At 62.1% G+C, this 12,102-nt stretch carries 7 protein-coding genes and 1 pseudogene; 5 read left to right on the top strand and 3 right to left on the bottom strand.

Features of this window, described 5'->3' with window-relative positions; all coding sequences use genetic code 11:
• Positions 1-17: 17 nt before the first annotated feature.
• The 3 genes from lolA to lrp all read right to left on the bottom strand — a co-directional run bounded on the left by lolA (position 18) and on the right by lrp (position 5,093).
• Complete coding sequence (gene lolA, locus EKL15_RS02760; RefSeq protein WP_019454555.1) at positions 18-629, bottom strand: outer membrane lipoprotein chaperone LolA; 612 nt, start codon at positions 627-629, stop codon at positions 18-20.
• 198 nt (positions 630-827) lie between these two features.
• On the bottom strand, positions 828-4,478 hold the full coding sequence (locus tag EKL15_RS02755; RefSeq protein WP_203088755.1) for a DNA translocase FtsK 4TM domain-containing protein: 3,651 nt from the start codon (positions 4,476-4,478) through the stop codon (positions 828-830).
• 120 nt (positions 4,479-4,598) lie between these two features.
• Positions 4,599-5,093, bottom strand: coding sequence for a leucine-responsive transcriptional regulator Lrp (lrp, locus tag EKL15_RS02750; RefSeq protein ID WP_004928318.1), 495 nt, complete (start codon positions 5,091-5,093; stop codon positions 4,599-4,601).
• Positions 5,094-5,746: 653 nt separating this feature from the next.
• Between lrp and trxB the strand changes: the two genes are divergently transcribed.
• The 5 genes and pseudogenes from trxB (at position 5,747) to cydC (ending at position 12,076) form a co-directional block, all read left to right on the top strand.
• Entirely contained in the window at positions 5,747-6,718 is a 972-nt protein-coding gene (gene trxB, locus EKL15_RS02745; RefSeq protein WP_203088746.1) for a thioredoxin-disulfide reductase, read from the top strand.
• 75 nt (positions 6,719-6,793) lie between these two features.
• Positions 6,794-7,681, top strand: a pseudogene (locus EKL15_RS02740) (LysR family transcriptional regulator).
• 93 nt (positions 7,682-7,774) lie between these two features.
• The gene (gene gstA, locus EKL15_RS02735; protein WP_203088744.1) at positions 7,775-8,392 is read left to right on the top strand and encodes a glutathione transferase GstA; all 618 of its coding nucleotides are present in this window, start codon (positions 7,775-7,777) and stop codon (positions 8,390-8,392) included.
• A gap of 175 nt (positions 8,393-8,567) precedes the next feature.
• Positions 8,568-10,334: a cysteine/glutathione ABC transporter permease/ATP-binding protein CydD gene (gene cydD, locus EKL15_RS02730; RefSeq protein WP_060440290.1), complete on the top strand. Its 1,767-nt coding sequence runs from the start codon at positions 8,568-8,570 to the stop codon at positions 10,332-10,334.
• Between the two features lie 2 nt (positions 10,335-10,336).
• Positions 10,337-12,076: a cysteine/glutathione ABC transporter ATP-binding protein/permease CydC gene (gene cydC / locus EKL15_RS02725; protein WP_203088742.1), complete on the top strand. Its 1,740-nt coding sequence runs from the start codon at positions 10,337-10,339 to the stop codon at positions 12,074-12,076.
• Positions 12,077-12,102 lie beyond the last annotated feature (26 nt).

The raw sequence follows: 12,102 nt of genomic DNA, 5'->3' as shown, positions 1-12,102 counted from the left end.
TATTACTCACTTGCACCTCACTGGCGCTGGTCGTCCAGCGTCACCCCCTTCGGTGGGGTAAATTTGAATTTGGCCGGATCGGCGGCGACGTTCTGTTGGCTTTTCAGCGTGTAGGAACTGCGCTGACCATCCTGCTCCACCGCAGCGAAGCTGCGAATGGTACCGCTGTTGGTCACGCTGATGGCGAACTGCTTCAGGTTGCCGCTGGCGGACTTCGGCGTCAGCTCGAAATCATCGCCCTTTTGCTTCACGTTGTACTGTTTCCAGTCGCTGGCATTATTGCGGGTGATCAGCATAAACGGCGTATTGCCGGTGGCGTTCTTCAGCCAGGTCGCCGTCACCTGCTCGACGAACGGGTTATAGAACCACAGGGTCTGGCCATCGGAGACCAGCACGCTCTCATCAGGCGACGTCATATGCCAGTTGAACAGGTTTGGCCGCTTCACCCACAGCTCGCCTTCCCCCTGTTGCACCGCGGCGCCGTCGGCGCTGGTCACGGTTTGTGAGAAGCTGGCGTGGAAACTGTTCACCTTCGCCAGGCGACTTTGCAGATCCTGCGCGGCATCGGCCAGCACGGAGGTAGAAGCGAATCCCGAAAGCAGACAGCAGGCAACTAACAGTTTTTTCATTATTCCAGATACCTTATGAAATGCGTTAACCGCAGGGCGACGCCGTGCGGGTCAAATCAACCCTTTACCCGCTTACTTTACCCGAAGCCGGCGATCGGCCGGTAGGCCAATGTTCCGAGAAGAAACGGGTTTACGCTTCTTTGCACAAGGGCCGCTTAAGCGGCCCTTTCTTATTGAATTGCAATGGCTAAACGACCATCAATCGTGCCGAGGCGGCGCCAGCACCTCGCGGTTGCCGTTGTGCCCCTGCTCGCTGACGATGCCCTGCGCTTCCATCTGTTCGATGATGCGCGCCGCGCGGTTATAACCGATGCGGAACTGGCGCTGCACGCCGGAGATGGAGGCACGGCGTTTATCCACCACGAAATCCACCGCCTGGTCAAACAACGGATCCAGCTCTTCGTCACCGTCCATACCGCCGCCGGCACCGCCCTCGCCGTCTTCGCCGCCGCTGAGAATGCCCTCTTTATATTGGGGCCGCTCGCGCGCTTTCCAATCCTTGACCACCGCGTGCACTTCCTGATCGCGCACGAATGCGCCATGTACGCGCACCGGAATCGAGGAGTTCGGCGCCAGATAGAGCATGTCACCCATACCCAGCAAGGACTCGGCGCCCCCCTGATCGAGGATGGTGCGGGAGTCGATTTTGCTCGACACGGTAAAGGCGATACGCGTCGGGATGTTGGCCTTGATAAGACCCGTGATCACATCCACCGACGGACGCTGGGTCGCCAGCACCAGGTGGATACCCGCCGCACGCGCTTTCTGCGCCAGGCGAGCGATCAACTCTTCGACCTTCTTGCCGACCGTCATGATCAGATCGGCGAATTCGTCGACCATCACTACGATGTACGGCTCCTTCTCCAATACCGGCGGCGTGATGTCCATGCTGTCGGTCGGCTTCCAGAACGGATCTGGGATCGGGCGCCCCATCGCTTCGGCCTGATCGACGCGCTCGTTGTAGCCGGCCAGGTTACGCACGCCCAAGGCAGACATCAGCTTGTAGCGGCGTTCCATTTCACCCACGCACCAACGCAGCGCATTGGCGGCGTCTTTCATGTCGGTGACCACATCGGTCAACAGGTGCGGAATGCCTTCGTAAACCGACAGCTCCAGCATTTTCGGGTCGATCATGATAAAGCGCACTTCTTTCGGCGTGGCTTTATACAGGATGCTCAGGATCATGGCGTTGACCCCGACCGACTTACCGGAACCGGTGGTACCGGCGACCAGCAAGTGCGGCATTTTGCCCAGATCGGCCACCACCGGCTCGCCGGAGATGTCTTTACCCAATACGATGGACAGCGGCGACGGGTTGTCACGGAAGGCCGGGCAATCCAGCACTTCGCGCAGGTACACCGTCTGCCGCTTGGCGTTCGGCAGCTCCAGACCGACGTAAGGCTTGCCGGGGATCACTTCCACCACGCGCACCGCCGAAGTCGACAGCGAGCGCGCCAGATCGCGCGACAGGTTGGAAATGCGCGCCGCTTTAACGCCCGGCGCCAGATCCAGCTCGAAGCGGGTGATGACCGGCCCCGGCAGGATGTCCACCACGTCGGCTTTCACGCGGTAATCGGCCAGGCTGGCCTCCACCAGGCGCGCCTTCTGTTCCAGCGCGAAGGAGTCGACCGGCTCCACCTCTTTCGGCGCTTCGGTCAGCAGATCCAGCGTCGGCAGCGGCGTGGTCGGCTTCTGCAGCGGCTGATCGTTGCGCATCAGGAACGGGTGAATCAAGCTGTCCATCGCCGGATGTTGCTCGGCCTGAGTTTGCTGAGGCGGCTGCTGCACCGGTTGCTGCGGTTGCTGATATTGCGGCTGCGACGACTGCTGATACTGCTGTTGCTGCGGCTGTTGGTACTGTTGAGGCTGCGAGTGCGGTTGCTGAGGTTGGGCAACCGGCGCGGCAGGCTCAAACTGGCCGAACGGCACGTCGTCCTCTTGCTCGCTTTGCTGTTCAATGCGCTCTTCAAGCTGCGGGGACAGCGTGAACATCGGCTCGCTCGGGCCATCGTCCACTAAATCCGCCATCGGCGAGAAGCTGAAAGCATTGCGGGTATCGACCGGGCTGGCAGCCGGCGCCTGCGGGGCCGGTTCTTGCTGGCCGTAGCGCGCCTGCTGCTGCTCGGCGAACGCCTGGCGCAGCGCGGCCTCTTGCAGCGCCTCTTCGTCGTTCTGTTGATAACCTTCGCCGTAACGTTGGCTCTGCTGTTCGGCAAACGCCTTGCTCAGCTCAGCTTCCTGCAGGGCGCTCTCGTCATCTTGCTCCGGCGCATAGCTTTCGCCGTAGCGTTGGCTTTGCTGCTCGGCAAACGCCTGACGCAGCGCAGCTTCCTGCAGCGCCTCTTCTTCCTGCGGGCTCACCGCCGTCGGCTGCTGAGGCTCCACCTCGGCCTGGCGCTGTTCCTGCTCGGCCGCACGCTGCGAAGGCAGCTTGATGCCGTAAGAAGCCAGCTCGCGGCGGGTCGGAATACGTACCGGATTCGGCCGAGGCAGCTCAGGACCGATGCCCTGTTTAACCTGCGGATTGCCGTCGCTGGTGGCCGTGAAAGCCGGCATGAAGGTCGCCGCTGCGGCGCCCGCAGCGGCAGCGGCTGCCGTATCCAGCTGTGGCTTGGCGCCGGTGGCGCTGAAACCACCCGCTCCGCTGACGTCGGCACTGTCGCGCTGCGCGGCAGTAAAATCAAAGGGAGAACGCGCCGGCGGCTGCGGCGCAGCCGGCTCTTGCCAATTGCCCAGGCGCGGCTCATCGTCGTCCCGATAAGGGTCGACGGGACGCGTCGCCTTAGGCGCAGGCGTTTCTTCCGGGATTTCGAAGGAATACAGCGGCGGCGTGGCGTCTTGCGCCGGGGCGCTCACCGGGTGCTGATTGACCGAGGTCGGCGCGGCCGGCGCCACCGTTACCGACGGCGCCTGTGTGGCGATCGGTGCGGCAACGGGCTCGTGGATCTCTGCCGTCACCGCCGGTGCAGGCGAAGCCGCCGGCGCGATTGGCGCGGCGTCGGCTTCAACCTCACCATCGTCGGCTCGCAGGCCGCTGAGCAACGGATCTGCGGCGTCTTCCGCCGCCTCTTTGGCGCTTTCGGTGACCGAAGGCGCGGAGAACAGCACGTCGTCATCGGCGGCCGCGGCTCCGGCGGCGGTCGCGGCAACCGCGGCTGCGGCGCCCTTCCCTGCCTGCTCAGGCTCGTCGTCAACGTAACGTTCGTCATCCTCGAAATAGCGCTCTTCGCGGCGTGAGCGGTTGGTCATCACCGTCGCGACGCCCAGCACAGCACCGCCGATCTTCTCGGCGATCACCAGCCAGGACCAGCCGGTAAACAGCGTCAGCCCCGCTGCCCACACGCACAGCAGCGCCAGCGTGGCGCCGATGCCGTTGAACCACGGCAACATGGCGTTGCTCAGCAGGCTGCCGATCACGCCGCCGGAAGCGAAATAATAGAGATCGTCAACGTTCAGCGCCGCCAACCCACAGGAGGTAAGCACTAACGCCAGGGTGCCGATCAGGCGCAGGGAGAGCGCGAAATAGTCGATGTAGTCTCTGTTGCCGCGCTGGCGATAGGCCGCCCAGCACAGGACCAGCATGATCGGCGGTATCGCGTAGGCGAGCACCCCGAAGGTGAAGAACAGCGTGTCGGCCAACCAGGCCCCAACACCGCCGCCCAAATTGTGAATCGGCTCATGCCACGCGGTCTGTGACCAGCTTGGGTCAGACGGGTTGAAGCTGACCAGCGCAGCCATGAGGTAAACGGCAAAAATCGCTACCACGATAAGCACAGCTTCCAGCAAACGCCGGCCACTGCTGAGTCTTTTCAGGGTAACTTCTTTATCTTCTGTATATTCCTGGCTCAAGAAAGGCTCTCCAGGTTCCTGTTAGCTGACATAGCAACAGCGCCGAGAAGCTTCCCCGGCGCCGAAACTGTATGAATAAACAGGAGTGTAACCAATTTAATCAGGTTTTGCACCTGCACCTTACCGTGTTTTGATAACCAGACGGTTACTCTGTTTCACTTCTTCCATCACTACGTAGGTACGGGTGTCGTTGACCCCCGGCAAACGCAGCAAGGTTTCACCCAACAGTTTGCGGTAAGCCGACATGTCCGGTACGCGGGTTTTCAACAGGTAGTCGAAATCGCCGGAAACCAGATGACACTCCTGAATTTCTTCAAGCTTCTGCACTGCCGAGTTGAATTGCTCAAACACATCCGGCGCGCCGCGGTTCAGCGTGATCTCCACGAAAACCAGCAGGGACGCATCCAGATAATGCGGGTTGAGCAATGCGGTATAGCCATGAATGAAACCCTGGCGCTCGAGACGGCGCACGCGTTCTAAACATGGTGTCGGGGATAACCCCACGCGCTTCGAAAGCTCGACGTTCGAAATACGCCCATCCTTCTGCAGCTCATTCAGGATGTTGCGGTCGATACGGTCAAGATCTTTACCCGGGCGTTTCTTGTTGTCTGCCATTATTATTGTCTCTCTTATTTTCTTCCGTGCACTTGCCACACCCTAGCCAACGTCAATGTGTAAGGGTTCGTTCCAAGCGAAGACCCGATGCCTGTCATATGCTTCTTCACTACCATCATTCCACGCCGCGCAGCCTGTCTGTCCAACCCCGCGCGACGCCGGTAACGACGTTTAGGTCGAGAAAAAATCAGCAAACGCTTGCGCGCCCTGCTCCGTAAACCCACCGCGCATTGCCGCCTCGCGGCGCAAATACGTACGATTTGCTGGTGTTACGGGGATAATTTCTTCTTCCTATGATGTTTTCGCAAATGCGCAGCGGATTGTCAAAGTAAAAGAAGCAAAATCAGAACAACGTACCGTCACGAAAAGTCTGCATCCCATTTTTGGTTATGAATCGCTGGTAGATAAACCCCGGCAGGGAGCGGCTCAAGTCGCAGAATGCGCCGTTTTTGCGCGGTTGGCGATTCGGCAGCCGAATGCGGCTTTGATAAGGTAAATTTCTGCGTTCAGCGTGCGATTTGCCGACAGCGGGTGCATTAATAGGCGACAACTATCATACAAATCGTTAACAACGTCGCCCGGCGCTTTTTTTACTGCGCCATTTTCCCTACAATCGGTCCATTGTCCGCCATTGTGGAATAAAGAGGTTATTCATGGGCACGGCTAAACATAGCAAATTACTGATTCTGGGCTCCGGCCCGGCCGGTTACACCGCCGCCGTTTACGCAGCGCGCGCCAACCTGAGCCCGGTGCTGATCACCGGTATGGAACAAGGCGGCCAGCTGACCACCACCACCGAAGTGGAAAACTGGCCGGGCGACGCCGAAGGCCTGACCGGTCCGGCGCTGATGGAGCGCATGCGCGAGCATGCGGAGAAGTTCCAGACTGAAATCGTCTTCGATCACATCAACAGCGTCGATCTGCAGCAGCGTCCGTTCCGCCTGTTCGGCGACAGCGGTGAATACAGCTGCGACGCGCTGATCATCGCGACCGGCGCCTCTGCACGCTACCTTGGCCTGCCTTCCGAAGACGCCTTCAAGGGCAAAGGCGTTTCCGCCTGTGCGACCTGCGACGGTTTCTTCTACCGCAACCAGAAAGTCGCGGTGGTCGGCGGCGGCAACACCGCCGTTGAAGAAGCGCTGTACCTGTCCAACATCGCCGCCGAAGTTCACCTGATCCACCGCCGCGACAGCTTCCGCTCGGAGAAGATCCTGATCGACCGGCTGATGGAAAAAGTGAAAAGCGGCAACATCGTGCTGCACACCGACCATACGCTGGACGAAGTTCTGGGCGATGAAATGGGCGTGACCGGCGTGCGTATCCGCAGCACCAAAGCGGAAAACGAAACCCGTGAACTGGAGCTGGCCGGCGTGTTCATCGCTATCGGCCACAGCCCGAACACCGGCATCTTCGGCAGCCAGCTGGAGCTGGAAAACGGCTACATCAAGGTGCAGTCCGGCATTCACGGCAATGCGACCCAAACCACTATCCCCGGCGTCTTCGCCGCAGGCGACGTGATGGATCACATTTACCGCCAGGCGATCACCTCCGCCGGCACCGGCTGTATGGCGGCGCTGGACGCAGAGCGTTACCTGGACGGCATCGCCGGCGCAGAAGTCTGCTAAGGCTTTCTCGCCACCGGCAAAAAGCGGCTCTCGGGCCGCTTTTTTTGTCTTCGCTCCTCAAGAGGATGCACGCCGATGCATAATCTTCTTCACTGGCGCCTGCTGGTTGCCGTCGCCGACAGCGGCACCATCACTCAGGCTGCGGCGATCTGCGGTATGACGCACTCTGCCGCCAGCCAGGCCATCGCTCAACTGGAGACAATGCTGAGCACCCGGCTTTTGGTGCGCCAACCGCACAATGTCGTCCTGACCCAAAGCGGCCTGCAGATCGTCGCCCATGCCCGCACGATGTTGGAAGCACTGCGGGCCATTCAGCAGTGTGCGCAACAAGCCGGCAACGCGCACGCGGGCAAAATACGCCTGGCCAGTTTCCCGTCGGCATTCAGCAAGCTGTTGCCGCCGCTGCTGCGTAAATTTCGCCGTCTGTACCCCGACATTGAGCTGATTACGCTCGAGGGCACCGATCACGAAGTGGAGAGCTGGTTAACATCGGCGACGGCAGACATCGGCGTGGTGCTCAATCCGGCGCCGGAGCGGCAGTGCTTCCCTTTGGGAGAGGATGCCTGGCTGGCGGTCGTGCCCAGCGCGCATCCGCTGGCGCGAGCGCGGCGGCCGGTGGCGCTGGATGCCCTGTTCCGGCTGCCTTTTATCCTGGCGACCGGCGGGTGCGATCTCAATGCGCAAAGCTTGGCGCAGCAGTCGGGCCTGGCGCTGGCCGATATCCGCGCCACCGTCAGCGATTGGCAAACGGCATTGACGCTGGTCAGGTAAGGCACGGGCGTCGCGCTGATGCCCGCGTCCGTGATCCCGCCCGACGCGCTTGGGGTTTGCGCTCTGCCGCTCGTTGCGCCGATTTATCGCCGTTTCGGCCTCGCGTGCTCATCCGAGGCGGCGGCCCGGCTCCCCGTCCAAACCCTGCTGAGTTACCTGCGAGAACAGGAGCAAACTCTGGCCAGTCGCTGAGCTAATAGCGGCTTTCTGAAATTTCCATTTTCCCGCCGGTGCCCGCGTCGGCATGCTGTGGCAAGCGTTCTCATTGACCCACAAGGAAATAGCATGAAGCTGTATTTTGCTCCCGATGCCTGCTCGCTTGCCCCACATATCGTCCTGCGCGAATTAGCGCTCCCCTTCACCCTGATCAGGGTGAACAATCGCAGCAAGCGCTGCGCCGACGGTGAGGATTTCTATCGCATCAACCCCAAAGGTTACGTCGCCGCCCTGCAACTGGACGATGGCAATGTGATCACCGAAGGCTCCGCTATCGTTCAATACCTCGCCGACCTGCGCCCAGAGCGCCGGCTGGCGCCGCCACCGACGGCCTTTGAGCGGGTACGGCTGCAGGAATGGCTTAATTTCATCACCAGCGAGATCCATGCCGGCGCCGCCCCTTTATTCAATGACGCCCTGCCCGAAGGCGCCAAGGCGTTGCTGCGCGACAAGTTGAGGCGGCGATTGGGTTATATCGCGCAAGCTTTGGCACCACAAACTTATCTGCTGGGAACGCATTTCAGCGTCGCAGACGCTTATCTATTTACCGTGTTGCGCTGGATGGCGCGCTTCGAGATTTCGCTGAGCGAGTGGCCGCCGCTCCAGCATTATGTGGCGCGGATCGCAGAGCGAGCGTCGGTGTGCGCCGCTCTGGAAGCCGAGGCCGCGAGTGAGGAAGTCAAATAGTCGGTAACGCGTCTGTTATAGCCACATTTGGCCGCTTTATTATTTTCAGTCTGCCGGGTGACGAGGTAACATGGGACCTCGCTTGTTTGCCGCCGATTGCGCCAAACACTATTATTTAACAGTACGTTAACCCAGCCCGTAACAAACGGGCGCCGGCGATGCAGACGCATATCTGATGAAAAAAACCAGACAGCAACAGTTAACCCGTTGGCTTAAAACCCAGAGTTCGTTAGCGCAGCGTTGGCTGCGCCTTTCCATGCTGTTGGGGCTGTTCAGCGGCCTGCTGATCGTGGCGCAGGCCTGGCTGCTGGCCAGCCTGCTGCACGCCCTGATCATCGAACATACCCCGCGCGAACAGCTGATCCCTTCGTTTATCTGGCTGGCCGCCGCGTTCGCGCTGCGGGCGCTGTTAAGCTGGCTGCGGGAACGGATTGGTTTCCTGTGTGGGCAGGTGATCCGCCAGCGCATGCGCCAACAGGTGCTGGATAAGCTGCAGCAGCTCGGCCCGGCCTGGATCCAGGGCAAACCGGCGGGCAGCTGGGCCAGCATCATCGTCGAACAGATCGAGGATATGCAGGACTATTACTCGCGCTATCTGCCGCAGATGTATCTGGCGGTTTTCATCCCGCTGCTGATTTTGATCGCCGTCTTCCCGATCAATTGGGCCGCGGGCATCATTCTGCTGGCAACCGCGCCGCTGATCCCGCTGTTTATGGCGCTGGTCGGCATGGGAGCCGCCGACGCCAACCGCCGCAACTTCGTGGCGCTGGCGCGCTTGAGCGGCAACTTCCTCGACCGCCTGCGCGGCCTGGACACCCTGCGGCTGTTCGACCGCGCGCAGGCCGAAACCGCGCAGATCGCCAAATCCTCCGAAGACTTCCGCAGCCGCACCATGGAAGTGCTGCGCCTGGCCTTCCTCTCTTCCGGCGTGCTGGAGTTCTTCGCCTCGATCTCCATCGCCGTGGTGGCGGTGTACTTCGGCTTTTCCTACCTCGGTGAACTCAACTTCGGCAGCTACGGCCTCGGCGTGACGCTGTTTTCCGGTTTTCTGGTGTTGATTCTGGCACCGGAGTTTTTCCAACCGCTGCGCGATCTCGGCACCTTCTACCATGCCAAAGCGCAGGCGATCGGCGCGGCGGAAGCGCTGGAAACCTTCCTCAGCGCCGAAGGCGAGCAGATGGGCAACGGCACGCGGCAACTGCCCGCCGATCAACCGCTGACGCTGCAGGCGAACGCGTTGGAAATCCTGTCGCCGAACGGCGTACTGCTGGCCGGGCCGCTGAGCTTCACCCTGCAACCGCAGCAGCGCGTGGCGCTGGTCGGGCTGAGCGGCGCCGGTAAAAGCTCGCTGCTGAATCTGCTGCTCGGCTTCCTGCCCTATCGCGGGTCGTTGACCGTCAACGGCATTGAGCTGCGTGAACTGTCCGCCGAAACCTGGCGCCAGCAGCTGAGCTGGGTCGGCCAGAACCCGCATCTGCCGGCGCAAACCCTGCGCGCCAATATTCTGCTGGGCTGCCCGCAGGCCGACGAAGCGCAGCTGCAGCAGGCGGTGGAACTCGCCTACGTCAGCGAACTGCTCCCTTATCTGCCGCAGGGGCTCGACACCGAAGTGGGCGACAACGCCGCTCGCCTGTCGGTCGGCCAGGCGCAGCGCGTGGCGGTCGCCCGGGCGCTGATCGGTCCGCGCCGCCTGCTGCTGCTGGATGAACCGGCCGCCAGCCTCGATGCCCACAGCGAACAGCGGGTGATGCAGGCGTTGAATGCCGCTTCGCATCAGCAAACCACCCTGCTGGTGACGCACCAGCTGGAAGATACCGAAGACTACGATCAGATTTGGGTGATGGATAACGGGCGCATCGTGCAACAGGGCGATTACGCCACCCTCAGCGCCCAACCGGGCCTGTTTGCCACTCTGATCGCCCATCGCCGCGGGGAGCTTTAATCATGCGCGTTTTGCTGCCGTTTTTGGCGTTGTATCGCCGCCATAGCCTGCTGATTAGCCTGGGCATCCTTTTGGCGATCGTCACTCTGCTGGCCAGCATCGGCCTGCTGGCACTCTCCGGCTGGTTCCTGGCCGCCTCGTCGCTGGCCGGATTGGCGGGCCTGTTGACCTTCAACTACATGCTGCCGGCCGCCGGCGTGCGCGGCGCGGCGATCTTCCGCACCGCCGGGCGCTATGCCGAGCGAGTCGTCAGCCACGACGCCACCTTCCGCGTACTGTCGCATCTGCGGGTGTTCACCTTCAGCAAGATCCTGCCGCTGACGCCGGGCGGCATCGCCCGCTTCCGCCAGGCCGAGCTGCTCAACCGCCTGGTGGCGGACGTGGACACGCTGGATCATCTTTATCTGCGGGTGATCTCGCCGTTGATCAGCGCGGCGGTGGTGATCCTGGTGGTCACCTACGGCCTGAGCTGGCTCGATCCTGCGCTCGCCCTGACGCTGGGCGGCATTCTGTTGCTGCTGTTGCTGCTGGTGCCGCCGGTGTTCTATCGCGCCGGCAAGCCGATCGGCGGCCAACTCACCGCGCTGCGCAGCCAATACCGTACCGACCTGACCGCCTGGCTGCAGGGGCAGGCCGAGCTGGTGGTGTTCGGCGCAGTCAACGACTTCCGCCAGACGCTGAACGCCACCGAACAGCGGTGGCAACGCCGCCAGTGGCAGCAGGCCTCGCTGAGCGGCAAGGCGCAGGCGTTGATGATCCTCGCCAGCGGGCTGACGGTGACGCTGCTGCTGTGGCTGACCGCCGCCGGCATCGGCGGCGATACCCAACCCGGCGCGCTGATCGCGCTGTTTGTCTTCGCCGCGCTGGCGTCGTTCGAAGCGCTGATGCCGGTCGCCGGCGCCTTCCAGCATCTCGGCCAGGTGATTGCCTCCGCCACGCGGGTCAAACAGATCATCGATCGCCAGCCGGAAGTCACCTTCCCTGCCGCCGGCCCGGCCGCCGCCGATCGGGCGCAGCTTAGCCTGCAGCAGTTGAGCTTCACCTACCCCGACCAGCCGCAGCCGGTGCTGCGCGACGTCACGCTCGAGATCGCGGCCGGCGAACACATCGCCTTGCTCGGCCGCACCGGCTGCGGCAAGTCCACCCTGCTGCAGCTGCTGACCCGCGCCTGGCGCACCGACGGCGGCAACATTCTGCTCAACGGCGAACCGCTGGAGGATTATGATGAAACCACGCTGCGTCGGATGACCACGGTCGTCAGCCAGCGGGTGCATATCTTCAGCGATACGCTGCGGGAAAACCTGCGGCTGGCCGCGCCGGACGCCGACGACGCTCGCCTGAGCGAGGTGCTGCAGCAGGTGGGGCTCGGCAAATTGCTGGACAGCGACGGCGGGCTGAACGCCTGGCTGGGCGAAGGCGGCCGGCAGTTGTCCGGCGGCGAACAGCGCCGTCTTGGCATCGCCCGCGCGCTGCTGCACCCTGCCCCGCTGCTGCTGCTCGACGAACCGACCGAAGGGCTGGACGCCGAAACCGAGCAGCAGATCCTGGCGCTGCTGCGCCGGCATTGTCAGGGCAAAACGCTGATCCTGGTGACGCACCGTCTGTACGGCCTGGAGCATCTCGACCGCATTTGCGTGATGGACGACGGCCGGATTGTCGAACAGGGCGATCACGCCACCCTGATGCGCCGGCAGGGCCGCTATGCCCGCTTTCGCAACCGTATCAGCAACCTGGCGCCGTAATCGGCCCGTAGAGGACGCAGAGAGCC

It is taken from the genome of Serratia sp. 4542 (assembly GCF_016805595.1).
GTDB classification, from domain to species: Bacteria; Pseudomonadota; Gammaproteobacteria; order Enterobacterales; family Enterobacteriaceae; genus Serratia; species Serratia nevei.
Note: the sequence above shows the minus strand (reverse complement) of the source record. Positions and strands in the feature narration are given on the sequence as shown.

Coding starts and splice junctions, on each gene's coding strand:
- lolA (WP_019454555.1), bottom strand. CDS start 629: ATGAAAAAACTGTTAGTTGCCTGCTGTCTGCTTTCGGGATTCGCTTCT.
- lrp (WP_004928318.1), bottom strand. CDS start 5,093: ATGGCAGACAACAAGAAACGCCCGGGTAAAGATCTTGACCGTATCGAC.
- trxB (WP_203088746.1), top strand. CDS start 5,747: ATGGGCACGGCTAAACATAGCAAATTACTGATTCTGGGCTCCGGCCCG.
- gstA (WP_203088744.1), top strand. CDS start 7,775: ATGAAGCTGTATTTTGCTCCCGATGCCTGCTCGCTTGCCCCACATATC.
- cydD (WP_060440290.1), top strand. CDS start 8,568: ATGAAAAAAACCAGACAGCAACAGTTAACCCGTTGGCTTAAAACCCAG.
- cydC (WP_203088742.1), top strand. CDS start 10,337: ATGCGCGTTTTGCTGCCGTTTTTGGCGTTGTATCGCCGCCATAGCCTG.